This window comes from Ammoniphilus sp. CFH 90114, assembly GCF_004123195.1.
Taxonomy (GTDB): Bacteria; Bacillota; Bacilli; order Aneurinibacillales; family RAOX-1; genus YIM-78166.
The window spans coordinates 514,556-538,253 of sequence record NZ_SDLI01000002.1 but is presented as its reverse complement, the minus strand read 5'-3'; the positions used below and the strand labels follow the sequence as shown (position 1 = coordinate 538,253).

General features: G+C 43.3%; 24 protein-coding genes. 3 read left to right on the top strand and 21 right to left on the bottom strand.

Features of this window, described 5'->3' with window-relative positions; all coding sequences use genetic code 11:
• Positions 1-102: 102 nt before the first annotated feature.
• Positions 103-1,206 (top strand): hypothetical protein, encoded by a 1,104-nt coding sequence (locus tag EIZ39_RS07435; protein ID WP_129198990.1) that lies wholly within the window; start codon positions 103-105, stop codon positions 1,204-1,206.
• Between the two features lie 13 nt (positions 1,207-1,219).
• Positions 1,220-2,221, top strand: coding sequence for a phosphotransferase (locus EIZ39_RS07430; RefSeq protein ID WP_164984953.1), 1,002 nt, complete (start codon positions 1,220-1,222; stop codon positions 2,219-2,221).
• A 23-nt stretch (positions 2,222-2,244) separates the two neighbouring features.
• Here the strand turns inward: EIZ39_RS07430 and EIZ39_RS07425 are convergent, their stop codons facing one another.
• The 21 genes from EIZ39_RS07425 to EIZ39_RS07330 form a co-directional block, all read right to left on the bottom strand.
• The gene (locus EIZ39_RS07425; protein WP_129198986.1) at positions 2,245-3,741 is read right to left on the bottom strand and encodes an AAA family ATPase; all 1,497 of its coding nucleotides are present in this window, start codon (positions 3,739-3,741) and stop codon (positions 2,245-2,247) included.
• Entirely contained in the window at positions 3,734-4,255 is a 522-nt protein-coding gene (locus EIZ39_RS07420; RefSeq protein ID WP_129198985.1) for a hypothetical protein, read from the bottom strand. Before EIZ39_RS07420 ends, EIZ39_RS07425 begins: the two co-directional genes overlap by 8 nt.
• 183 nt (positions 4,256-4,438) lie before the next feature.
• A complete protein-coding gene (locus EIZ39_RS07415) occupies positions 4,439-4,921 on the bottom strand; it encodes a cell wall elongation regulator TseB-like domain-containing protein (protein WP_129198983.1) in 483 nt (160 codons plus the stop codon).
• Positions 4,922-5,100: 179 nt separating this feature from the next.
• Complete coding sequence (locus EIZ39_RS26455; protein WP_164984952.1) at positions 5,101-5,274, bottom strand: hypothetical protein; 174 nt, start codon at positions 5,272-5,274, stop codon at positions 5,101-5,103.
• A 112-nt stretch (positions 5,275-5,386) separates the two neighbouring features.
• A complete protein-coding gene (locus tag EIZ39_RS07410) occupies positions 5,387-6,682 on the bottom strand; it encodes an amidohydrolase (RefSeq protein ID WP_129198981.1) in 1,296 nt (431 codons plus the stop codon).
• Between the two features lie 65 nt (positions 6,683-6,747).
• On the bottom strand, positions 6,748-7,722 hold the full coding sequence (gene ligD, locus EIZ39_RS07405; protein ID WP_240675727.1) for a non-homologous end-joining DNA ligase: 975 nt from the start codon (positions 7,720-7,722) through the stop codon (positions 6,748-6,750).
• 40 nt (positions 7,723-7,762) lie between these two features.
• The gene (gene ku / locus EIZ39_RS07400) at positions 7,763-8,617 is read right to left on the bottom strand and encodes a non-homologous end joining protein Ku (protein ID WP_129198979.1); all 855 of its coding nucleotides are present in this window, start codon (positions 8,615-8,617) and stop codon (positions 7,763-7,765) included.
• A gap of 33 nt (positions 8,618-8,650) precedes the next feature.
• Positions 8,651-9,520 carry a ComEC/Rec2 family competence protein gene (locus tag EIZ39_RS07395; RefSeq protein WP_129198977.1) on the bottom strand — a complete coding sequence of 290 codons (870 nt, stop codon included), beginning with the start codon at positions 9,518-9,520 and terminating at the stop codon, positions 8,651-8,653.
• Positions 9,521-9,552: 32 nt separating this feature from the next.
• On the bottom strand, positions 9,553-12,369 hold the full coding sequence (dinG, locus tag EIZ39_RS07390) for an ATP-dependent DNA helicase DinG (RefSeq protein ID WP_164984951.1): 2,817 nt from the start codon (positions 12,367-12,369) through the stop codon (positions 9,553-9,555).
• A 75-nt stretch (positions 12,370-12,444) separates the two neighbouring features.
• Positions 12,445-13,905, bottom strand: a complete 1,461-nt coding sequence (locus tag EIZ39_RS07385) for a tetratricopeptide repeat protein (RefSeq protein WP_129198973.1) — start codon at positions 13,903-13,905, stop codon at positions 12,445-12,447.
• A gap of 86 nt (positions 13,906-13,991) precedes the next feature.
• A complete protein-coding gene (gene panD / locus EIZ39_RS07380; RefSeq protein ID WP_129198971.1) occupies positions 13,992-14,375 on the bottom strand; it encodes an aspartate 1-decarboxylase in 384 nt (127 codons plus the stop codon).
• A 19-nt stretch (positions 14,376-14,394) separates the two neighbouring features.
• A complete protein-coding gene (gene panC, locus EIZ39_RS07375; RefSeq protein WP_129198969.1) occupies positions 14,395-15,237 on the bottom strand; it encodes a pantoate--beta-alanine ligase in 843 nt (280 codons plus the stop codon).
• A complete protein-coding gene (gene panB / locus EIZ39_RS07370; protein ID WP_129198967.1) occupies positions 15,234-16,091 on the bottom strand; it encodes a 3-methyl-2-oxobutanoate hydroxymethyltransferase in 858 nt (285 codons plus the stop codon). Before panB ends, panC begins: the two co-directional genes overlap by 4 nt.
• 278 nt (positions 16,092-16,369) lie before the next feature.
• Positions 16,370-17,332, bottom strand: coding sequence for a biotin--[acetyl-CoA-carboxylase] ligase (locus EIZ39_RS07365; protein ID WP_129198965.1), 963 nt, complete (start codon positions 17,330-17,332; stop codon positions 16,370-16,372).
• Complete coding sequence (locus tag EIZ39_RS07360; protein WP_129198963.1) at positions 17,329-18,522, bottom strand: CCA tRNA nucleotidyltransferase; 1,194 nt, start codon at positions 18,520-18,522, stop codon at positions 17,329-17,331. Before EIZ39_RS07360 ends, EIZ39_RS07365 begins: the two co-directional genes overlap by 4 nt.
• 124 nt (positions 18,523-18,646) lie before the next feature.
• Positions 18,647-19,786, bottom strand: coding sequence for an N-acetyl-alpha-D-glucosaminyl L-malate synthase BshA (gene bshA / locus EIZ39_RS07355; protein ID WP_129198961.1), 1,140 nt, complete (start codon positions 19,784-19,786; stop codon positions 18,647-18,649).
• An 11-nt stretch (positions 19,787-19,797) separates the two neighbouring features.
• Positions 19,798-20,487 (bottom strand): bacillithiol biosynthesis deacetylase BshB1, encoded by a 690-nt coding sequence (gene bshB1 / locus EIZ39_RS07350; RefSeq protein ID WP_129198958.1) that lies wholly within the window; start codon positions 20,485-20,487, stop codon positions 19,798-19,800.
• Between the two features lie 6 nt (positions 20,488-20,493).
• A complete protein-coding gene (gene mgsA / locus EIZ39_RS07345) occupies positions 20,494-20,904 on the bottom strand; it encodes a methylglyoxal synthase (protein WP_129198956.1) in 411 nt (136 codons plus the stop codon).
• A 21-nt stretch (positions 20,905-20,925) separates the two neighbouring features.
• Positions 20,926-21,714, bottom strand: a complete 789-nt coding sequence (gene dapB, locus EIZ39_RS07340; protein ID WP_129198953.1) for a 4-hydroxy-tetrahydrodipicolinate reductase — start codon at positions 21,712-21,714, stop codon at positions 20,926-20,928.
• A 14-nt stretch (positions 21,715-21,728) separates the two neighbouring features.
• A complete protein-coding gene (locus EIZ39_RS07335) occupies positions 21,729-22,229 on the bottom strand; it encodes a tetratricopeptide repeat protein (RefSeq protein ID WP_129198951.1) in 501 nt (166 codons plus the stop codon).
• Positions 22,230-22,353: 124 nt separating this feature from the next.
• Complete coding sequence (locus EIZ39_RS07330) at positions 22,354-22,683, bottom strand: nucleotide pyrophosphohydrolase (RefSeq protein ID WP_129198949.1); 330 nt, start codon at positions 22,681-22,683, stop codon at positions 22,354-22,356.
• 152 nt (positions 22,684-22,835) lie between these two features.
• Between EIZ39_RS07330 and EIZ39_RS07325 the strand changes: the two genes are divergently transcribed.
• Positions 22,836-23,693: a YitT family protein gene (locus tag EIZ39_RS07325; RefSeq protein WP_129198947.1), complete on the top strand. Its 858-nt coding sequence runs from the start codon at positions 22,836-22,838 to the stop codon at positions 23,691-23,693.
• Positions 23,694-23,698 lie beyond the last annotated feature (5 nt).

The window sequence follows — 23,698 nt, the reverse complement described above, 5'->3', positions numbered from 1 at the left end:
ACATAATTGGAAACAAAATCCTAGCCCTTTTTTTATATCGTCTTTCCAAGAAAGCACTGTCCCACCTCTGTTCTCATAAGATAGGATGAAGGTGGTGAAACCGTGATTCATTACATTGTTGGACGGAACTTAGGGCACTTGAGCCGTTGCGTAGCCAATGTGAAGAAGTTCAATCAAATCAGCGATCAGAAAGTAAAGGTCTTCGCCTTTAAACATTCCCATTCGTGGTTACGCTCCAACTTGCCGAAGGCTAAAATTCGGAGCTTTAGTAAGGAAAAATTAAAAGACAAAACCAAGAATTTTCTTAAGGCCAAACTGATTATGCATGACTGGAGAAAAGAAGTGGAATGGCTAAAAAAAGAAAGAGGAAAAAAAGGGCCAGTTATTGGGGGCATCTACCATAGCGAAATGTTTACAACACGGGAAGATTCGGATTGGACAACTAAATTTAAGCACGAGATTCACGATGTATCCGAAAAGACAACCGATATCTTCTTTCATATGAATCTTCTTCCGCCATATCGAACCCCCAAGCTTTCCACTTTTTATGTACCCATCCCCATTATCTCACGCAAAGTCTCCATGTCCCCTCAAAAAGTAAGAAAAGTACTAGGCCTCAAATCTAGTGAACCTTTCATCCTTATCCATATGGGTGGAGGAGTAGGACCATTCCGCTACAAATATATGGATGAATGGTATGATCGTCTCATGAAAGTACGCACTCCTTATCGCATGGTAGTAGCTAATCAATTTGGAGGTGTTCGCAGGAAATTTCCAAAATCGGTCATTCAGGCACCTTTATTTCCTAATGGCCCAGACTTGATTAATGCTGCCGAATTAGTCATTAGTAAACCTGGAATGGGGATTATGATTGACTGCATTACGACGGGTACTCCCTTGCTTTCCCTTCCTGCTGATTCTAAAGAAAGAGAAGTAAAAAACATGATGCTTCAAGATTTAACCAATAATCCATTATGCATCGCCTCAAAAAAGACGTCTGTACATCATCTTTCAAGGCAAATCCGGAGCCTCTTGGATCAATCCCAATTGATTAAACAATCCTTTCAACAAGTACCCTGCAATGGGGCAGAAGTCGTTGCTAAATGTATGAAAAAGCTCTCTAGAATTTCCTTAGAAGATCTGCCTGATGCCTATCCGGAAATTCTACGGCTGTCGCCTTTTGATATGCAACACACCAAACGCTAATGGGAAGGATGTTATGTTAAACAAACTTATCAAACGAGTGAACAAAAATTACGATCTAAAGATAAAAAAGAAATCTCTGATAAAGAAAGATTCTGCCATGGTGGTCAAATTAACCGATCAGAGCGGGACGAAATACGCTCTGAAAACACTATATACAAACAAGCAAAGGCAAGAATTTATTGCTCGTTCTGAATTACTGTTAAGCAAGAAGGGTGTCAAGCTAGCGAAGCCAATCCCAACTACGGATAATAAACTCTATTTCATCTACCGGGGACATCCGTACGTGTTATATGAATGGGCAGAAGGAGAGAGACATCCTTTAAATAACTCGAAGGATTTAGAAAGCCTAGTTAAAACCATAGCGGGAATGCATAAGGCCTCCTATAATTTAAACTTTCCAAAGAAGACGAAAGTGTATCGAAATACCAATTGGAATCGGGAGTATAAGAAGAGACTGAAATTTATTAAGCAATTTTATCAAACAAACAAAAATAGTGTTCATCCTCGGCTACAAGCCTACCTTCATGCCCTCCCTTTCTTTAGCAATATGGGCAAGAAGGCTTTAAAACTTTTAGCCAATAGCAAAGCCGACTCACTCTCTAAAAAGTATAAAGAACAAATCCTTGTTCATGGCGATGCCCATCAAGGAAATATCCTCAACCACGATCAAGAAAAAACGATCATTGATTTAGAAGACATACGCTATGATCTCCCATCCAAAGATTTAATACGGATTTTTGCTAAATATACGAAGAGGCATAAATTTGAGGGAGAAGTATTTGAGAAGATGCTAAATTCATATGAGAAGATTAATCCACTCGGCAAGAAAAAACGGAAAGTCGTTCTTATTGACTTTCTCTTCCCCAATACCATTTATAGAATGCTGCGCTTAAAGAAATATAAGATTCAATCCTTGGGTGAGGTTAAGGAGATCATTAAACAAGAGAAGAAGATGGCAAGGTACATTAGTCAATTGTTAGCTAATTACGACGAAAAAGACCCCACTTCGGCATAACGCTGAAGTGGGGTCTTTGTTCTTTAGCTTACTTCCTTACGCTCTTGCTTAGAGAAGTTGCGGAAAAAATCCCCGCTTAGAACTTCTTCTTTTACAAGAATCACGGCGCCCTCTTCCATAAGCTGACGCTTGGACTTTAGAATCTTTCTCGTTTTATCTAGAAGCTCATCTAGAATCTTAGAGCTCTCTGCTTGGATATCTTCTTTACGCAGCATCTCAAGCTTCACAATGCCCAATTGAGATAGTCCGCTGTCAATCATGGAGTGAACAAGTCGAAGAGCCTGGTCAAAATCACCCTTAGAACCTGTGCTGCGGTGGCCATATTTTAACTCCTCAGCGACAGCTCCACCTAAACAAATCATGATCTGCTTCTCAAGGTATTCCAATGTATACAAGTAGCGATCTTCTTGAGGATTCTGACGAACATAGCCCAGTGCCTGTCCCCGTGGACTGACCGTTACTTGAGAAACCGAATAAGGGTTAACCTCTTCAGAAATAATCGCATGGCCAAGCTCATGAATCGCAACTCGCTCACGTTCTTGCTCATTGGTCTCACGATCCGTCTTTTCTCCCATCATAACCTTGTCAATTGCAAGAGAGAAGTGAGCCGTGGTAATCATGTTAGACTTTTCTCTGAACGCATAAATCGCCGCTTCATTGGTAACACTTTCTAACTGAGCACCGGAAAAACCATAGGTTTCTTGTGCAATACGTTCTAGATCAATATCCTCTGCAAGTGGCTTGTTTTTTACATGGATGTTAAGAATCTGTCTTCTTGCCTTTTTATCCGGAAGGTCCACGACAATCTTACGGTCAAAACGCCCTGGACGCAACAATGCATCGTCTAGCATGTCGGAACGGTTCGTTGCCGCCATGATCAGAATACGTGGTTGGTCTGTCGTTGACATCCCATCCATCTCGGTTAGCAATTGGTTTAAGGTTTGATCATATTCACGGTGATGGCTGCCTTCACGCTTCCCACCTAAAACATCAATTTCGTCAATAAAGATAATGCCGCTGTCTTGATTATTTTTCTCGGCTTGTGTCTTTACTTCTTTAAAAAGATCACGAATACGCTGAGCTCCAACACCTACGTACATCTCAACGAACTGTGAACCACTAGCCGCAACGAAAGCCGAATTCGTGTAGTTGGCTGCAGCCTTTGCCATGAGGGTCTTTCCTGTTCCCGGAGGTCCAGTCAGAAGAATCCCCTTCAGTGGGCGAATACCATATTTCTTTGCGTCATCCTTATGAATAAGGAAGTCAAGGGCTTCCTTCAGCTCGCCTTTAGCGCGCTCCTGACCTCCAATGTCCTCAAATTTCATATCTGTTTTTGGAACGCTGTTTTTCCCCTTTTTCCCTTGTCCAATTCCAATTCCACCGCCGGACTGACGAATCATAAAATAGGCAAAGATGGCAATAAGGGCTCCCCCAATAATAAGAGGGGCAATGTTCACGCCCATGAAGGCTAGAAAAATAAATAAAGCAGGAATAATTCCAATCACAATTTCTTTACTCATGCGTTTTCACCTCTTCCTTCAAAGGAAGGACAGCATACAGATGTTGCGCCCCGCTCTGTAAAAAGACATACACGTTCTGTTCATCCATACGGGCTACCGTCTTTTCCAACTGTCTCTTCTTCCCCATCTCTTCTATAATTTCAGGAATGCGAGAGTACTCTTGCTTGCGAATAGCTTCCGCTAAGCCAAAATATTCCTCCTCCCAAAGGTTCAACATGTCTTCCCCATGTTTAGACAATTGAATGGAAACAGATTTACCTGGTACTGTAGTCGCAACAAACTCCCGAATTTCTTTATAATCATTCACAAAAGTATCAGGATTGGTAAAATCTAGATAGAGGTTCACCTGATTTTTATTAATTTGCATATCATGCATCGTGACTTGAGACTTCTCCTTGATAAACGCTTCTATAGGCTTCTGTACATAGAACTGTTGGTACGTAAACCAACCACCGAATAATAAGACCAAAGTAAAAATAAGAGACAATAATACGGGCATTGCACGTAGATTCATGCTTGCGCCCCCTTTCTATGCACCTATTAATATCCGTGGAGTAAGAACTACAATGAACAGTATATCATATGATCTATCATTTAGGGTGCAAGAATGTTTTTCCTAGAGAATTATTTACGAAAAAAAAAGAGGATCCTCCCATAATCAACGTAAATACGCTGATTGGAGTCACCTCAATGAATACTAACTATTTTCCTTTTGTAATCGGTAAGAACGAATAAATTGCCCGCTCAACATGTCATAATAATAATAGTTAAATTTATCTTCCTCATCTATAAGAAGCGCTTCCCATACAGGTCTGCGATCTTCCATTCCAGGTTGCAGACGAACCCATTCTTTTATCTTCACCTGGGCCCTCACTTGTTCTTCGATTCTTTCCTGTGGTACTACGTCCTTCTCGTATTCAAATCCTTCAAACGATCCATCCTTAAACCAGGCAATCATGGGGATATCTGATGCGTTTTTCCCCCGTACTACCGTATAGCGATCCTTCCCATGATAAAGGGAAACCTTCTCCACTTGTTCAATCGCTGTGAACTCGAGCGCCAGCATGATACCTTCTTTTTCCCAAGATGCCTTGTCATCCAATACGCTATATATGAGATGGCCTGTCTGCCATATCACCAGCAACATCAGGATGGACAACCCGATTAGCCAGTTCCTCACTGTTTCACTTCCCCTTAAATACCTTTGTTTATCTATATGATACCACAGTAATGTCTGCGGACTGTACAAAAGTTGAACAAAATGGGCAAATACTGCTACTTATGCTTGCGAAGGCAAAGGACATAATATAGTTACCGCGCAAGAGGGAGGTGAATGCGTGGCCCTAGATGGAACTACCCTTAAATATATTGGTGATATTCCTCCGGAAATTGTAGAACGATTAATGAACGACCATCACATGTCATGGGTTGCTTTATCATCGCCATTTCGTTTTCAGGAAGACGCAGCACCTTCATACAGACAACCTGATTTCTCTTCATGGATCCAAATGGATTAGATTCTATTGCCTTCACCGGACCATCCTACCGATCAGAAGGCAGCACAGTATCAAATCTTCCATCATTAGTGTGACTAAAATCAACCTACCTATACCTATGAATTAAAAAAGTCCCCCGGGGGACTTTTTTACCTTTTCAGCAATTTAAACATCCGATTCGCCTCAAAAATGACCTGCTCTTCGTCTACGGTTAGCAATTGCCCTTTAGAAACAAGCTGTACACCATCTACATAAACGTCATGGACATCGTATCCTGAAGTAGCATAAACAAGATGTGACACCGGATCATGGAAAGGATGGAAATGAGATCGATCGGTTCTTATCACGATAAAATCTGCCTTTTTCCCAACTTCTAATGCTCCTGTCTGATCTCCGATAAACATGGATTCTGCCCCATATCGAGTCCCCATTCGCAATGCTTCCTCTGCAGGGACGACAACAGGATTGTAGCTTACTCCTTTATGTAACAAGGCTGTCATCTTAATTTCTTCAAACAAGTTTAGGTTATTGTTACTAGCTGAACTATCGGTGCCTAAGGAAACGGTAACTCCTTTAGCCAACAGTTCTGGAACACGAGCCACTCCACTTGCCAATTTTAGATTACTAATCGGATTATGAGACACCTTTACCTTCCTTGCAGCAAGCAAGTCTATTTCCTCATCGGTAAGATGGACGGCATGAGCGACTAGGGTTGGTCGTTCAAACACTCCAAGCTTGTCAAGATGTGCAGGTGGGCGAAGTCCGTAGTCCTTGACGTTCTGCTCTACTTCTCGCAGAGATTCTGACATATGAATATGTACAGGCAGATCCAGTTCATGAGCCTTCTCCACGATCTGGCGTATGTAGTCAGGCGGACACGTATAGGGGGCATGGGGAGACATCATCGTAGTAATTCTACCGCCTGCTTGTCCATGCCAGTTGCGAGCGAAGGCAGTTGCCTCTTCAAGCTTTGCCTTCTGAACGTCTCCCGGACATAATCCGATGACTCCACGGGTCAAGCTAGCTCGCATCCCGCTTTTCTCAACCGCTTCTGCCACTTGATCCATATGGTCATACATATCCACAAAACTCGTAGTACCCGTTCTTAACATCTCGATGATGGAGAGCATGGTTCCCCACTTTACGTGATCTGATGTAAACTGCCCTTCAAGCGGCCACATTTTCGTCTCTAGCCACTCCTGTAGCGGCAGGTCATCTGCATACCCCCGAAGCAATGACATAGCAGCATGGCCATGTGTATTCACCAAACCTGGCATCACAATAGACCCTTTTACATCGATTATCTCACCGTAACCAGAGAGATCCTCTGGAGTCTCGCCTACGTATGTAATCTTTCCCTCTTCAAAAACAAGTGCGCCATTCGTAATTACTTCATTCTGTTCATTCACCGTAACGATGGTGCCGCCAACAACGATCTTCTTCAACTAATTCCACTCCCTTCCTTTGCACATATCCCATGGTTCATTTAAGCAAAATTGAAAACCTCAAGTCAAGTTACTTTTTGTTTTAGAAATTCTAGAAGCTGATCAAGGGATTGATTTTTCTTTTCCACCGTAATGGAAGCAAACAAATCTCCTGCCCGCTCCAATCTGTCTTTCATCGTTTGAATCGTGAAATCTTTAGGATGAAATCCCAATCGCACTTCATCCCAGCTTACCGGAGCAGAAACGCTGGCCGCCTCTCTTGCTCTGGGAGTATAGACTGCAGGCAGCGTCCTGCCTTCCCCATGCTGAATATAATCAAAATAGAGCTTACTCCCTCTATTTTTCACCAATCTCTCAATGGTCACCTTTTGTGGAAAGCGTTCGGCTATATAATGAGCAATAAACTTATTAAGCATATGCGCTTCTTCAAAAGTATACTTCACTTCTATGGGAATATAGATTTGTAGCCCTGATGCTCCCGAGGTCTTGGGCTGACTAAATAAGCCTAGAGATTGTAAAACTTCCTGTATAAGAAGAGCAATCTCCAGCACATGAGTATAATCGTCAAGATCCATGGGATCTAAGTCAAAAACGAGTTCCGTTGGGTACCGTTCCTTCTGATAATGGTTAAAGGCCACATGCAATTCAATGCAGGCTTGGTTCCCCAACCAAACGAGAGTGGGAAGATCGTTGGCAACAATATAGTTCGTGTCTCTCCATGTATGGGTTTTTATCCATTCTGGAGCGTGGTCCGGTATGTTCTTTTGGTAAAAAGACTTCCCATGGATTCCATCCGGATACCGAATCGTGGTTAGCAACCTATTCGTCAAGTAAGGCAGCATAGCGGGTGCCACCTCAATCAGATAGCGTATGTAGTCAAACTTGGTAATCTCAGCTTCAGGCCACATGATTTTTTGAGGATTCGTAATTCTGACCATCCGGCCTTCTACTTCAATTTCAAATTCTTCTCTTTTCATGACAACTCCCTCGGGTAAATGTATACTTGTACCTTGATTGTTACCTAAATCCTTCGGGTCCATGCAAAAAAAGCCACCTCCTACGAGGCAGCTTTTACCATATTTAGACGGTAACCTTTTTACGGCGCTTTTTAGCAGGCTCCTTGGCTTCAGCTGCCTCTGCAGTACCTGCTGCTGGGGCTTTGTCCTGCTTCGTCGCCTCGATGCTGGCCTGAAGAGCCGCCATGAGGTCAACAACTTTGCCTAAGCGAGGCGCTTCTGGAGCTTCCTGAATTTCTTCCCCTTCAATTTTCGCATGAATCATTTCTGTGAGTTTAGAGCGATACTCATCCGTATACTTTTCAGGATTAAAATCTGTCGCAAGGTTTTCAATGAGCTGAACAGCCATGTTCATCTCTGATTCATTAAGTTCTACTTTTCCTGGAAGTCCTGGAACATGTTCAATCGACCGGACCTCATCCGGGTAGAAGATCGTCTCCATCACGATACAATTATGATATAACCGGACGGCAGCTAAGCTTTCCTTGGATCGGATGGTAATCTTAGCAATGGCAATCTTGCCTGTGCGATTCATGGCTTCCCGAAGCAATGTGTAAGCCTTATCTCCCGTTTCATTCGGTGATAAAAAATAAGTTTTGTCAAAGTAGATCGGATCAATCTGCTCTAGACTTACAAAGTCAAGAATTTCTATGGTTTTTCGAGTTTCGGGCGTGATCGCCTCAATATCTTCATCTTGGATGATGACGAAGCGACCTTTTTCGTACTCGTACCCTTTTACAATTTCTGCCGTTTCAATTTCACGATTACAGGATGGACACATTTTGACGTATTTAATGGGTGTTCCGCACTCTTTGTGCAAATGACGGAAGCGAATATCTTTATCTTCAGTGGCGGAGAACATTTTTACAGGTATATTTACAAGACCAAAGCTAATGGATCCTTTCCACATGGTATGCATATTTTTAAACACTCTCCTTTGGTTATAGAGTGCTTATTTTGCATCAAAATATCCTTTCGTCTTTTCCCGGTCGATCCGATAATCTTCTCCATTGGAAAAAACACTAATTGTGCCATGTGTTCTGGTTTGATAAATATCGATCCATGTCTCATTTAGTCTTTCAATCACTTCGTCAAATCCCTCAGCTCCCGACTTATTCCTGAAGATAATCGCAGCATGAGCATCTACCTTCTCCAAAAATGGAGGACTTGAGGCTTGGTTGCTTCCACTATCACTAACTTTTAGTATCTGAGATTTCACGTTGTATTTTTCAAGTAATTCATTTTCTGCGTCTTCATTAATATCGCTCGTAAACAAGAACTTTACTTGATTATGGATCAACTGAAAAACGAGTGAGTTGGCTTGTGGTGACAAGGATAACGGCTCCGTAGGATGGAGAACCCGCATTTTCAACGACATGGGCCACTCATAGGTTTGTCCCTCTTCTATCGCCGTTAATTTTCTTATCGGAACATGAATCTTGGTTAATATCGTATCTTGAATCAAGGCAGGAACAAGAACTTGACTTACTGGAAAGCGCTCAAGAATCTCATTTGTCCCTCCAATATGATCATTCATCCCACCGGTAAGAATAAGAACATCAATCTTCTTTACCTGATGCTGTTCCAATAAATCTGCCACCTCAGATCCACTCTTCATTGACCCCGTATCAATAAGCATCGTAAACCCATCTGTGCCTTTAATGAGGCTCGCTTCTCCCTCAGAAACGGCAAGATAATGTACAGCAATTCCCTCAAAGTCTTGCTCATCGGGCAATGGGGGATGGGGGCTGCGATCTGTAGCATTCCCCTCCCCTGAGAAGAGGAAAAAGAGTAAGCTTATCACAGTCAGCAACTTATTCATCCTAGTATCACCCTGATCTTATGTCATCTTTATTACCCTAACCATTCATCAATCATGGGCAATAGATCATCTAATGAACGGAAATGAAGAGGTGTTTCTGGCAAGGACTTCACAAAATACTGCCCATACCTAGCTTCCACGATCCGTTTATCAAAAACAATGACAACTCCTTTATCCCTCGCCGTACGGACTAACCGACCGAAACCCTGCTTAAATCGTATGACCGCTTGCGGGACAGATAGATCCATAAAAGGATTTCCTCTATTGCTCTTGATATACTCACTTCTGGCTTCCACCACAGGGTGATTAGGAGGCCAGAACGGAAGGCGTACAATCGCTAGACAGGATAGGGCCTCCCCCGGTATGTCCACCCCTTCCCAGAAGCTGCTTGTTCCAAGCAGGATACACCTAGGTGTCTGCTTGAACAAACGAGTGAGTTTGCTTCTACTACTTGAATCCATTCCATGTCCAAGGATGGTTAACCCCTCGGCAGTTAGTATCTCCTTTAACGGCTCATAAACCTGTCTAAGCATCTGGTAGGAAGTAAAGAGAACAAGCATTCTCCCTTCAGTCACACGGGCTAGCTTCACTAAAGATTCAATCAGATGCTGGACAAACTCCCTATCGCTGCCCGACTTCAGGGCAGGGACATCTGACGGCACACAGAATAGAGTCTGACTTCGGTAGTCAAAAGGCGATGCATGCTGGATGGTGGAAACTTCTGTTTCTTCTAGCCCCATTCTCTTTAAAGAATAAGAAAAGGATTGATTCACACTTAAGGTCGCAGAAGTTAGGACTACACTTTCTTTACGTGAAAAGAATTGCTCGTTAAGAAGAGGCGCGACATCAATGGGAACTCGGTATAAGAAAACCGTTTTACGATTGGTCCGCGTATCAAGCTCCATCCAGTGAATATGCTCTTCTTCTGGTTGTAAGATTAAATTCTGTATCAACTGCCGAATGCCAACTCCTGCTCTGATCGAACCGTGTAAATCCGTTAGCAATCCGCGAAAAACGAATGGCAGTTCCTTATTGTCATGCAGCCCAATATAGATCCGATCAAGAGATTGCTCAAGTGATCGAATCCATTCTGTAACATATGTCGCTGCCTTATGGGCCCCTAAAGCCATTTTCTCGGACCAATCTGTCGCAGAGAAGCGTTTGACTAGCCTGCCTGCTTCTGTCCCTTCCTTGGCCGTGCGGACACCCCAATTGTACAGACGAGTATACCAGTCTCGGACATAATCCTTTCCATCTAGCAATTGAGTCAAACAAGCTTTAAGCTCCTCTTCCACATTAGAAGGTTGGGCAAGCATGGATAACTCCTTCTCTAGCTTATCGAGGATTCCAGTACCACGCTCGGAGCTCAATTCCGACAAGAAATTCTCTACTTGCAGAGAACTTAAAGACAGGCCCAAATGATGACTTGCCACATCCTCAAAGTGGTGGGCTTCATCAATTACCGCATAATTATAGTTTGGCAGCAATCTCTGTTCTGCTTTCATATCGGTAAATAATAAGGAATGATTGGTGATAATGAGATCTGCTTCCTGTGCTTTTCGTCTAGCTGAAAAATAGTAACAACGTGAAAACCACGGACATTGATTGTTCAAGCAAGAGTGAGTATCACTTTGCACCTGTCTCCAATAGATCTGTCCGCCTGGAGGCAGATTGATTTCTTCTACGTCTCCCGTTTCGGTTTCGGTTAACCAGATCAAGATCTGACCTTTAGAGAGCTGTACATCGAAGTTATCTGTTATCTCATTTAGACTGTGTTCATATTTGCGCAAGCAAAGATAATTGTTGCGCCCCTTTAATAAAGCAGCATCCACATCTGAATTAAATAGCTTTTGAAGCAAAGGAAGGTCACGAGTATATAGTTGTTCCTGCAATTGAATGGTGTGAGTACTTACCACAACTTTATCTCCGGTTTTCTTCGCCCAATAGAGGGACGGAATAAGGTAAGCCAACGATTTTCCTGTACCCGTTCCAGCTTCGATTAAGGCATGCCTGGATTGAGAGAACGCATGGAAAACCTGAACCATCATCTCTTGTTGAGCCACCCGCCACTCAAACTGCTCAAATTCTTCTTGCAGTTTGTTTTGCAATAATTGAAGGAATTCTTCATATTCGTAAGTAAGCCCTGCTTCATAACGATCAACATGAAATGGGTTCCGGTTTCGCAAGGCTAACTGTCTATAGGTTTCAATTTCTTGCCCCTCTTCCTCCAATCTACCCTCAAGAAGGCGCCGATGTTCAATATGACCCAATAGTTCAGGAACATCTGAGGAAAATCCCTTCGTTAAATCCGTTAGACGCTGGAGAACTAAATATGGGAGACGGTCGAGCTTATCAAGGAGGGACAAGAAGATATGAGCAGTTGCCATAGCATCAGAATCCGCTTGATGCGGGGTCTCGTGTTCTATATCCAGCTCGGTAGATAAATCCGAAAGTTTATATCCCGACTGATTAGGTAGGAGTAGCCGTGATAATTCAACCGTATCTATTATGGGACCCGAGTAGGTAAGGTAACCATGATCGGCTAGAGCATGCTGTAGAAAGCCCAAATCAAAAAAGACATTATGTGCAACAAACACCGATCCGTCGAGTATCTTGAGGAGCTCCGGCAGAACCTCTTCAATAACAGGAGCCTCCTCGACCATCTGATCATTAATTTGAGTTAATTGCTGTATAAAAGCAGGAATTGGAATCCCTGGATTAATTAATGTAGAAAATTGGGATATGATTTCCCTATTTTCAATAAGAACGGCACCTATCTGGATGATACGATCGCCATCCTTTGACTTATTTCCCGTAGTTTCAAAATCAACCACTAAAAACTTATTCAATCGGTTCACCTCAGGTCATTTAGCGTACGGTCATACGCAGAAGCTTGTCCTCATCATACCACAACCTGAACCGATTCACAGCGTATACTCCCAAATGCGCAAAGCTTCGTCCTTTTCTCCCATCATATATCGTGATAGACCAAGCCAAAGATAACTATCGGGCATATTAGGACTCTCTTGAATGGATTGCTCTAGATGTTTTTGAGCAGTAGCGTAGTCTCCTCTAGTTAAACTTACTTTTCCTAATTGCAACAACCCCAATCCTCTTGTTGGAGCATGCATGTCCGAGATTAATTGATAAGCGTAAGTTTCTGCTTCATTCCACTCCTGCCTAGCCATGTGAACATGAACTAACCCTGCTATTGCAAGAGGATACCTACCTTCTTGTTCGAGAATCTGTTTAAAAACCTTCTGTGCTTCCTCATAGTCCTGAATATGGTGCATAATCCAGCCATAAGAAAATTGATAATCAGGATTAGTTGGGGAAAGTGACATAGCTTTCTTGATATAATTAATCCCTACAGGAAGTCCTTCTGCATGCCACATGTTCCAGCCAAGACCGTGCCAAGCTGCGGCATTTTCAGGGTCTCGCTCAAGAATAAGTCGGTAACACACTGTGGCATTTCCAAACTGCCGCAGATTCTCAAAGCTTTGGCCAGCCTGCCACAGAAGGTCTGGATCCTGTGATATCTGAATAATTTCAGTTAATGTTTGTTCAGCCTCGTCAGTCATTCCCTCTTCTTGGTAGCATTTAGACAATTGTAGGTAGATCTCCCAATCATCCTTAAACTCGTTCGCCAGCATTTTCCAAATGGGTAAGGCATCTTGATACTGCTCTAAGTTCATCATGACTAAAGCCTTGTTGAAATAAGGATCTCGAAGCTTCGGATAGGCTTCTATAGCTCCTTCAAACTGGAACAAGGCCAGTTCTGAGTTCCCGAAGCCAGCTAACAGAGACCCATAGGCATTTAGAGCTGTTGCCTTAAGCAACCGGTTTTCAGTCGTTCTACTTACAAAGCGCAATTGATTTTCTGCCTCTTCCCATTCTCCATTCATCATATGGCTAAAGCCTAGATATAACCTTGCTACATCAAGCTCTGGATCCTCGTCTAAGACTTCTCGAAAATGCTCTGCCGCCTGCCCGTACATAAGGAGGTTGTAGTAGCCTTGCCCCTTACGGAAAGCGTGAGCAGCGTAGCCAGATAAAACACTCACCATTTCTGGTTTATTCGTAGGCTTATGTTCTAAGTTCATGATTTCTTTAAAAATCTTTTCAGCAACTTCGTCAGACATCTCAGCTATTTCCATATCCAAATTGTTACTGTTTACTTGGAATCCCTGCACTCGACTTTGCAGCTTCGTCATGCGTTCTTCAAATATTAGCCATTGATCCAAAATATCATCGCTAACCTTGCGAAGCTCCATCACTTCTTGAATGAGCTTCTCCTGAACAGATGACGAGTTTGTTTCGGACCAATCTTTTTCGATTCCATCTAATCGTTCCATTAATGAGCAAAAGAGGTGTTTAACCAGCATAAATTGGAACCACCTTTTTCATATTTCCTACTATTTTTTCCTGAAACATAAGAAAAATGCGGCCTATTTTTTTAGGCCGCATTCCTTTAGTAGATGGTAGCGTGAATTTCTTCCCCTAACATCTCTATAATTTTATTGTTTTCATCCATAATCGCGACTTTAGGCTTGTGGTTTCTGACCTCTTCATTCGCTACTTGGCAGTACGAGATGATAATCACCTTATCACCTGGTTGAACAAGCCTTGCTGCCGCTCCGTTTAGGCAAATCACACCGCTTCCACGCGGACCTGCAATGACATAAGTTTCTAAACGGGCGCCATTATTATTATTAACAATTTGTACCTTCTCATTAGGCAGTATATCCACAGCTTCAAGCAAGTCCGTGTCAATCGTAATGCTGCCTACATAGTTCAAATTGGCTTCAGTAACGGTTGCACGGTGTATCTTAGCATTCATCATGGTTCGCAGCATGCTGTTCTCTCCCTTTATCCTACGTCATCATTAAATTGTCTATTAGTCTTGTCTTACCAAACCTTACAGCCAGTGCAATAAGGAAAGACGTGTCACCAAATTCCTCTATAGGTTCTAGGGACGGATAAGCTAAAACTTCCACATAATCTATATCCGCTAAAGGCTGACTGCTAATTCTAGCTATGATCAGTTCACGAATCTCTGCTGGTGTTTTCCCTTTTGAGTAAGCATCACGAGCCTCTTGCAGAGATTGACTAAGGGAAAGGGCTTGTATTCTTTCCTCTTCCTTAAGATACACGTTTCTGGAGCTCATCGCTAAACCATCTTTTTCTCGAACAATGGGACAAGGAATCACTTGAACCGGTATATTAAGGTCTTGCACCATCTGTTGAATGACCGCGACCTGTTGAGCATCTTTCTGCCCGAAGAAAGCACTATCTGGCTGGACCATATTAAACAGTTTGCAGACTACTGTTGCCACTCCGTCGAAGTGACCAGGTCTCGAAGCACCACACAAGCGATCCGTGACTCCCTTGACTTGAATGACTGTTTTTGTTTCTTGAGGATACATTTCCTTTACATCCGGGACAAACAGGAGATCTACCCCCCTCTTCTCGGCCATCACCTGATCGCGTTCTAGGTCTCTAGGGTAGCGTTCAAGATCTTCATTCGGGCCAAATTGCAAGGGATTGACAAAGATACTCATGACAACGACATCTGCATGCTGTTTGGCAAGATCAACCAAACTCATGTGACCTTCGTGGAGGTAACCCATTGTTGGAACAAAACTAATCCTATTTCCCTTTGCCCTTTGTTCTGCTGTCCATGAACGTAGTTCAGTTACTGTCTTTACGATGTTCATGGCGTACACTTCTCCCCATATAACTCTTTGATCGTTTCTTCCTTCATCGAGAAGTTGTGTTCCATTGCTGGAAACGCTCGTTGTTTCACTTCTATACTATATTGAGAAATCGCGGCTGAGATCTGCTCACCTACTTGAGCAAATGCCTTCACAAATTTGGGTCGAATTGAACTCGCATATTGAATCATATCATGAAAAACCAATACTTGGCCGTCACATCCAGCTCCCGCCCCAATTCCTATGGTTGGAATGTCAAGACGTTCCGATATATAAGTACCTAGTTGATGAGGGACACATTCTAATACGATGGCAAAAACCCCTGCTTCCTGAAGAGCTAGCGCATCCTCCATTAGTTTTTCTGCGTCCTCAACGGATCGTCCTTGTACCTTGTAACCACCTAACTGGTGAACCGATTGTGGAGTTAAACCGATATGCCCAACCACCGGTATCCCAGCTGCTACTAACTGCTGAATAACCGGACAGAGCTCTTTTCCTCCCTCTAATTTCACTGCCTTCGCAAGACCTTCCTGCATGAGTCTAGCTGCATTCCGAAGCGTAGACTCTGCACTGAGATGGTACGTCATAAAAGGTAGATCTGAAACCACAAAAGCACGTTTCGCGGCGCGAGTAACCGCTTTGGTATGATGAACCATGTCATCTAGTGTTACTGGAATCGTCGAATCATACCCCAACACTACCATACCTAGAGAATCACCTACGAGGATCATCTCCGCTCCTGCTTCCTCGGCTAGTTTAGCGGAAGGATAATCGTATGCTGTTACCATTACAATAGGTTCTTTTTCTTTTTTCATTTCTCGAAAAGTGGATGTCGAGTACACTCGATCCGTTGCCATGTGCTCCCCCATTCTTCTGAGCGCCAAACTAAAATATAAATACCCCACAGGAGCAATCAATAACCTGTGGGGTGGACATAACAATACAGAGGCATGCCGTGCCTTGAAGTCGCACGGATTCTTCTGTCTCGGTCCATTTAACAGGCTCAGAGCAGACTTGTAAATTAGCATGCTTAGATATAAAAGATATTATTTGCATGAGAACTGTGATTGTGCTATTCCTTCCCATAAAAGGATACAGCCAATATGCCATTAGTATAACAGAATTACCCTAAAGATCAACCCAATTCTATATCTGCGGAATAGACTTTCTCTATATTTCCATCGTCCTTTTGCACTAATAATACTCCATCGTCGTCAATCCCTAAAGCGAGTCCGGTCATCATTCCACTTATCTGACGAATGATGACTCTCTTTCCAATCGAGATCGCATGGGATTCCCATCGTCTCTTAATCGGAGCAAATCCTTCAGTAAGGTAAAGCTGATACAGCCTCTCCAATTTTTCGAGGAAATTCTGGACGAGCTTTACCCTTCTGATCGGTGCTTGCTTTTCAAGCATGAGTGAAGTGGCAATCTGTCCAATTTCCTCGGGAAAAGATGGAGTATTTACGTTGATGCCTATTCCAATAATTAAATAGTTAATACGATCCGACTCTGCGTTCAGCTCTGTCAAAATCCCACAGATTTTCTTGCCATTCAGCAGGACATCGTTTGGCCATTTAATCTGGGCAGGGAGATTCGTCTCTTCTTGTATCGCCTCCACAATCGCCACAGCCGCCAGTAAGGTAAGTTGGGGACAGCGATGCAGCTCTAACTGGGGACGGAGTAGAATACTTAACGCAATCCCTGTTCCTGGAGGAGAATGCCAAACACGTCCAAGCCTGCCCTTCCCACCAACTTGTTCGTCTGCAATGACGACGGTCCCTTCTTTCGCACCTTCTTTTGCTAAACCATGTGCCTTATGCTGTGTAGAATCTATCGTGGGAAAGAAGTGCACCTCCTGGCCTAATGACGTTGTTTGTAATCCCTCCTTCACCTCTGCAGGATAAGGCACATCCGGAATAGAGAGAAGACGATACCCTGATCGTCGTACCGCCTCAAACTCATAACCCTCCTCACGCAGCTCTTCAATGTGCTTCCATATGGCCGTTCTAGAGCAATTAAGAGCCTGACTGAGGTTCTCACCAGAAACAAACTCTCCATTTGCTTCTTTAAACATTTTCAATATCTCTTTCTTCATCTTTGATCCTTAACCTTTCTTATTTCCTGCAACAGGTACTCTCGGTCATTCGGTATGCCGTCTATTGCCACACGTTCGAAGAGGTACTGCAGGGATTCCTTGATCCAAGGGCCAGGTCGCTTCTGAAAAACAAGGACAAGCTCTTCACCTGTAACAGCTAACTGCTTTATGTGACGTAAGTTTAATTGTTCATTCCATTTCTCCAAGTGCTCGAACGGAACGGATTCCATGGATGGGGAAAAGACATAAGAAAGCATCCTTCCTTCTCTCACCTTCTCCATTCCATAGAGAAGGAGTAGTTTCTTTGCCTCCCGCTCCCCGGCAAGCGGAGTATGTGCAATTCGAAGATAGGTAGCTACAGCTTGATATTGTTTGTTTGGAAACCGCCAATGAGAGAAAAATTGTTGAACTTCATCCACTGGATCATGGTAACATAAAGCTGCCCATCTCAAGGTTGGATTCGTGCATTCTTCTAACCAGACACCTCCATCGTGAGAGGTCAAACTATCCAACCTTGTGCTCCAATCCTTAAAGGGTAGTAGACCCTTAGTAGCTAACAAATCGATTGCGGATGCTGGGTGAGTTCCTTCAATCATCTTAACAATTTCATCCCTAATTCTTTCCCTTGAAATCCAAGTTAAAAGGTGACTGCACTCCATCATAGCTGCCCAAGTTGTCTTCTCAATATGCAGCCCAAATCTTACACTAAATCTTAGTCCTCGGAGGATTCGTAAAGCATCTTCTTCAAATCGCTCCAAAGGATTTCCCACTGCTCGAAGGATTCCTTGGGACAGGTCTTTTTGCCCCTCATAAGGATCTATTAACCTTCCCCGTTTGTCCATGGCCATGGCATTGATGGTATAGTCGCGCCGTCCTAAGTCCATTGAAATATCTTGTACGAATTCCACTTCACCGGGGTGTCTGTGGTTCACGTAGTTTAACTCTCTTCGAAAGGTCGTAACTTCTAGGTGCTGTTCACGCCACACCACTGTAACCGTACCATGCTTTATTCCTGTGGGAATGACCTTAGGAAAAACACTCATAACCTGGTCAGGTGTAGCAGAGGTTGCCACATCTATATCGTTAATAGGAAGTCCGAGCAGCTTGTCCCGAACATATCCTCCTACCTTGTAGGCCGCAAATCCGTTAGTCTCGAGGATGGATAGCAGTTCATTTGCAGCTTCTTCCATATAAGTAACCTCCTTTTCCTGTGCACAATATGATAAGAGAGGAGGTGAGCAGAAATGCGCGTGTTTATTGGGGTCTTAGTTTTATTGACTAAATTATTTCAGTCTCTCCAGACCCGAAGATAGACTAAAGGGAACATGGCTGGACTTCGCCATAGACTAATCTCTCATAGATCTCTTCATATTGTCTTGCAATTTTCTCCTGGCAAAACATATGGTAGGCACGATGAAGAGATTGCTTAGAGAACCGGGCATAGAGCTCTTCTGAATTCAAAAGCAGCTTGACCTTCTCTGCCATCCCTTCAATGTCGCCTATCGAAAGAAGATAACCTGTCTCCCCTTCCTCAACAACCTCTGGCACTCCCCCTGTTTTCGTTGCAATGACGGGTTTTCCACAGGCCATCGCCTCAAGTGCAACTAAGCCGAAGCTTTCCTTCTCGGAGGTAAGTAATAACAAATCCGCCAGAGAATAAACACAAGCCAGGTTATCCTGTTTTCCCATGAAACGTATATCTTCGATCAAACCCATATCTTGAGCTAACTGTCGTACCATTTGCGTGTCAGGCCCTTCACCAATAAGCAGAAGCTTAGCTGGCATGGACGCACGGACTCTCTCAAATACTTTCACTACATCTTGTGTTCGCTTTACGGGACGAAAGTTTGATACATGAATGATTATCTTCTCCCCATTTGGGGCTATTTGTTGCTTTACGTCTTTCATATCTCGCGGGTAATACTCTCTCTTGTCCACGAAATTATATACTTTCTCGATGTTTTTTTGGACACCCAGCAACTGCTTCGTCTGATCAATAAGATCCTGGGATACCGCGGTCACGCTATCGCTCTTATCAATACCAAAACGAATCATATCGCTAAGGGAACGGTCATATCCTAACACCGTAATATCCGTCCCATGGAGGGTTGTTACGATCTTCAAGTGATCTCCCACCATCTGTTTTGCTAGGTAAGCGCTAATAGCATGAGGGACAGCATAGTGAACATGCAGCAGATCTAGCTTCTCTGTCTGAGCCACCTCCGCCATTTTGCTCGCAAGGCTTAGATCGTAAGGCGGATATCGGAACACATTGTAGCGATTCACCTCAACCTCATGATAATAAATATTTGGATAAAATTTTCCTAACCGAAAAGGCATATCCGACGTAATAAAATGAACGATATGTCCTCTTTCTGCTAAGAGTTTTCCCAGCTCAGTTGCGATAACTCCTGAACCTCCAACCGTCGGATAACAAGTAATCCCAATTTTCATGGTTTGTCCTCTCAACACAAATAGTCTAAGGATAGGGGCTTAGCAGAGGTAAAACCCTCAGCGAAGCCCTTTCCAATTTTTCTGCCGAACAAGTATTCTCTGCTGCGTATCTGCTCGAAATATCCGGTGGTTAATGGAGTTTCAACTCCCCCACTCGATGGCATGAACTGGCTTTTATACGCTTCTAAAATATGTAACTTTTGCTCATAAACATCCGATACATCTACACATAAATCAGGGTCGACAAAATCGTTAATAAAGTAATGGTAGACTTTCGCCACTTTGAAAGCCTCGCCCGCTTCAGGGGCAAATTTCCGTATTCCGGCACTAAATACGGCCTCTCTTACTAATCGAGAGCACCACTCATGGTCCGGATGACGATCCTCGCTATAGGGAGCAAGAATGGTGGTGGGCTTTACTTTTCTAATGACTTCAACAAGTTGTTTGATCTGAGTCGGGTTAATCTCAATCCCTCGGTCAGGAATATGAAGATTCAGCCTTTCCTTAGCTCCCATTCTCATTCTTGCCTCTTCCGCCTCTTGAATTCTCGTCTCCACATCCCCATTAGATGACAGCTCTGCTAGAGTTAAGTCACATAACACAATCGACTGACCTATAGAAGCATGCTTGTAAAGCGTCCCTCCCGCACCGATTTCGATATCGTCAGCATGGGCACCAATAGCCAAAATGTCTACAAACATATTTCTTTACTCTCCCTTATACTTATCTACAACTTCTCTCCAGCTAAAAAAGCCATGCTCTACAGCTCTCACCAATAGCTCAGCTGTCGCCACATTCGTAGCTAAAGGAATTCCGTATACATCACATAAGCGAAGCAAAGCACTGACATCTGGCTCATGAGGTTGTGCGGTTAGAGGATCCCTGAAAAAGATAATCAGATCCAGATCTCCAGTTGTGATAAGTGCGCCAATTTGTTGGTCTCCCCCTAAGGGGCCTGAGGCCAAGCGTTGAACTTTCAATTCCGTATTCTCCATGATTCTTAAGCCTGTCGTCCCCGTAGAATACAAAGAATGCTCAGAAAAGATATGCTCATAGGCAATCATAAAGTTTACCAGTTCATTTTTTTTCTTGTCGTGGGCAATCAAGGCAATCTTCATGGTAGCTCCTCCTCCAAATGCTTAATCCATTACATTCTCTAAACCATAGACTAACCTGTCCAATTTTAAGACCTTCTTAATCCCTAGGTTAATTCCAGGCATAAAGGATTCGCGATTCATAGAATCATGACGGATGCTAAGCGTCTGACCCACATGACCAAACAGTACTTCTTGATGCGCAACGAGGCCAGGAAGACGGACGCTATGTATGCGGAACCCATGGTAATAGCCGCCTCTTGCACCGTCGATGATCTCCTCTTCATCTGGATGACCTTGCTTTAGTTCCTGTCGAGTTTGCTGTATAAGTTCGGCTGTCTTCACCGCTGTTCCCGATGGAGCATCTAGTTTCTTATCGTGATGCAACTCAATAATTTCAACATGCGGCATATATCGTGCCGCCTCTCTGGCAAACTTCATCATAAGGATCGCACCAATCGCAAAATTGGGAGCGATGATCGCCCCTACCCCCTTCTCACGACAAAGCTTGTCTAACTCTTCAATATCCTCCGTAGAGAGCCCTGTAGTCCCTACCACAGGGCGTACTCCATGCAAAATGGCAAGCTCCATATGGCTTTTTACCACATGGGGGGTCGTCAGGTCAACGAGCACATCAGGTTTATAAGCTAGTAATGCCTCTTCCAAAGAAGTGAGGAAAGGTACACCCGAAAAACTGGCTCCCTCTCCCCCTGATCTAGGTGAACCTACCTCAGCCACCAATTCCAATTCCGGATCAGCCATTACCATTTTAACAGCCTCCTGGCCCATTCTACCTTTTGATCCTGTTACAACGACGCGAATTGACATATCTATATCTCCTTTAATGTTTAATCTTCTTCAACAAGGCAAGACTTCAGCAACTCTTTAGCATCCCGATGCCAAGGATCTAGCGTAATAAGCTCCTTAAGTGCATCTATTGCGTCCTCAACCATGCCTTCCTTCTTCAATACCAAGGCATACAGCAATCTTGACTGTGTATTAATGGGATCGAGTTCAATGGACTTTTCTAGCAAAGGCAGAACAGATGAGACTTCTTCTCCTCTTTCTACTTTTAGCAAGGCTTCCTTCGCTAACTTCCTCCCCTCTAAGAATACCTTGTGGTTACGGTATAAGGGGTTGTCGGGGCATATCCTTATCGCTTGCTGAATCGATTCCATGGCATCAACTAAATTATTATTTCTGGCATAAGTGATTGACAATTTATAATAATAGGTTGCATTATTGGCATCACGGCTTATCGCTTTCTTAAATAGCTCAATGGCCTTATGATAGTCCTTTTGAAATATGGCACGATAGGCTTCCTTGATAAACTCCTTTCCGGCATTCATAGCATCACGTTCCTTTTTTTACGAAGGTTAAATCATGCTACAGTATATGTACAGCCTATCAAGTCCGTGTGGCCTATCTTGTTACCAAATTATACAGGATTACCTATCTGTTGGAAATGAGAATCTACTCTTTTCTCGTCCACCTGTTGGCGTCTCGCGTATTAAACTTATGCATCATCTTATGAAACGCTTCTTCCAAATCAATGTTTAAGGAGTTAGCGAAACAAGTCAGAATGAAAAGACAATCCGCTAATTCCATATCAATGGAGTTTTCTTCCTCATCCGCTCGCTTCGGCTTTTCCCCGTAATAGTGATTAACTTCCCGAGCCAATTCTCCTGCTTCCTCTGTTAAACGGGCCATGAGAGCTAAGGGGCTGAAATATCCCTCTTTAAATTGTGAAATATATGCATCCACTTCTGCTTGCATTTCTTTAATCGTCATCTCTTTTGACATAGGTTCCCAACCCTTCCTATATTTCTTTTCCTATCCATATCCTAATTATAACACGAACCTTTTTTCTCACCTATTTCCTAGACAATTACAGTCCATACTAGGTAATATAGAAACTGTGCTTTGATCGTCATTCTTTTATTAGGTGGGTTGCTATGAAGGATAGAATTAAGAATATTATCATGATCCTTATCGGCTCCGGAATCATGGGTTTTGGAATCAACTATTTTAACATCGCAAATAATCTCGCTGAAGGAGGAGTCACAGGGATCACCATCCTATTGAAGTTTATGTTTAACTGGGACCCTGGATTAGTCAATTTACTAATCAACATTCCTCTCTTACTCGTCGGCTGGAAAGTACTGGGTCGAATCGCTCTTATCTACACGATTATCGGGACGTTGTCCTTGTCCTTCTTCCTTACCATCTTTGGGCAATTTCGCTTACCGCTGGAAGATTCCTTACTTGCCGCACTCTATGCGGGGGTTTCTGTTGGAGTGGGATTAGGTATCGTATTCCGTTACGGAGGAACCACGGGGGGAGTCGATATTATTGCCCGCTTGCTGAATAAATACAAGGGCTGGAGTATCGGCAGAACCATGTTTGCGGCAGATTTCCTTGTCATTGGCATTTCCTTGCTCTATCTTGATTTAACAGGAGCGATGTACACCCTTGTTGCGGTATTTATTGGGGCCAGAGTCATCGATTTTGTCCAAGAAGGATCCTATTCAGCCAAGGCAGTCACGATTATTTCGGATGAAAATGAACAGATTGCAAAAAAAATTATGACTGAAATGGAGAGAGGTGCCACCTTACTGAATGGGAAGGGCGGGTGGACTGGAATCCAAAAGGATGTCCTTTACTGTGTAGTAAGTCGACAGGAGATGATCCGCGTAAAACATCTCGTCCACGAAATTGATCCGTATGCCTTTGTCATTGTAAACGACGTACACGAAGTATTGGGTGAGGGCTTTACACATGACGAACAGAAAAGACCATTGAAGGAAGCATAGGCATC

Bases quoted from the DNA above. Each gene is read 5' to 3' on its own strand.
- EIZ39_RS07430 (WP_164984953.1), top strand. From the start codon at position 1,220: ATGTTAAACAAACTTATCAAACGAGTGAACAAAAATTACGATCTAAAG.
- EIZ39_RS07425 (WP_129198986.1), bottom strand. From the start codon at position 3,741: ATGAGTAAAGAAATTGTGATTGGAATTATTCCTGCTTTATTTATTTTT.
- EIZ39_RS07420 (WP_129198985.1), bottom strand. From the start codon at position 4,255: ATGAATCTACGTGCAATGCCCGTATTATTGTCTCTTATTTTTACTTTG.
- ligD (WP_240675727.1), bottom strand. From the start codon at position 7,722: ATGGACCCGAAGGATTTAGGTAACAATCAAGGTACAAGTATACATTTA.
- ku (WP_129198979.1), bottom strand. From the start codon at position 8,617: ATGCATACCATGTGGAAAGGATCCATTAGCTTTGGTCTTGTAAATATA.
- EIZ39_RS07395 (WP_129198977.1), bottom strand. From the start codon at position 9,520: ATGAATAAGTTGCTGACTGTGATAAGCTTACTCTTTTTCCTCTTCTCA.
- EIZ39_RS07385 (WP_129198973.1), bottom strand. From the start codon at position 13,905: ATGCTGGTTAAACACCTCTTTTGCTCATTAATGGAACGATTAGATGGA.
- panD (WP_129198971.1), bottom strand. From the start codon at position 14,375: ATGCTGCGAACCATGATGAATGCTAAGATACACCGTGCAACCGTTACT.
- panC (WP_129198969.1), bottom strand. From the start codon at position 15,237: ATGAACATCGTAAAGACAGTAACTGAACTACGTTCATGGACAGCAGAA.
- panB (WP_129198967.1), bottom strand. From the start codon at position 16,091: ATGGCAACGGATCGAGTGTACTCGACATCCACTTTTCGAGAAATGAAA.
- EIZ39_RS07365 (WP_129198965.1), bottom strand. From the start codon at position 17,332: ATGAAGAAAGAGATATTGAAAATGTTTAAAGAAGCAAATGGAGAGTTT.
- EIZ39_RS07360 (WP_129198963.1), bottom strand. From the start codon at position 18,522: ATGGAAGAAGCTGCAAATGAACTGCTATCCATCCTCGAGACTAACGGA.
- bshA (WP_129198961.1), bottom strand. From the start codon at position 19,786: ATGAAAATTGGGATTACTTGTTATCCGACGGTTGGAGGTTCAGGAGTT.
- bshB1 (WP_129198958.1), bottom strand. From the start codon at position 20,487: ATGTTTGTAGACATTTTGGCTATTGGTGCCCATGCTGACGATATCGAA.
- mgsA (WP_129198956.1), bottom strand. From the start codon at position 20,904: ATGAAGATTGCCTTGATTGCCCACGACAAGAAAAAAAATGAACTGGTA.
- EIZ39_RS07335 (WP_129198951.1), bottom strand. From the start codon at position 22,229: ATGAATGCCGGAAAGGAGTTTATCAAGGAAGCCTATCGTGCCATATTT.
- EIZ39_RS07330 (WP_129198949.1), bottom strand. From the start codon at position 22,683: ATGTCAAAAGAGATGACGATTAAAGAAATGCAAGCAGAAGTGGATGCA.
- EIZ39_RS07325 (WP_129198947.1), top strand. From the start codon at position 22,836: ATGAAGGATAGAATTAAGAATATTATCATGATCCTTATCGGCTCCGGA.